This window comes from Rhodoplanes roseus (genome assembly GCF_003258865.1).
GTDB lineage: Bacteria > Pseudomonadota > Alphaproteobacteria > Rhizobiales > Xanthobacteraceae > Rhodoplanes > Rhodoplanes roseus.
Genome location: NZ_NPEX01000858.1, coordinates 1 through 265, shown reverse-complemented (window position 1 = coordinate 265; position 265 = coordinate 1). Strand labels below are relative to the sequence as shown.

At 63.8% G+C, this 265-nt stretch carries 1 protein-coding gene; it reads right to left on the bottom strand.

Features of this window, described 5'->3' with window-relative positions; genetic code table 11:
- Window positions 1-265: AMP-binding protein (locus tag CH341_RS32735; RefSeq protein WP_146604791.1), on the bottom strand; the 265-nt coding region annotated here is incomplete at both ends.

Below are 265 nucleotides of genomic sequence, written 5' to 3'. Positions count from 1 at the left end.
TCGCCGATATACTGGAAGATCGTGCATTCGTAGTCGACGACGTCGTCCCAGAACTGGCTGGCCGAGAATTTCTCGCGGATGACGACACTGGCGCCCGCCGTCAGCGCCGCGCCCGAGGCGAGCACGCTGCCGGTCGTGTGGTAGAGCGGCAGGCAGACATAGATGCGGTCGTGCGGCTTCATATCCATGGCGCCGTTGAAGCCGAGCGAGATGGCGAGCACGCGGTAATGGTTGATGTTGGCCGCCTTCGGCATGCCGGTCGTGC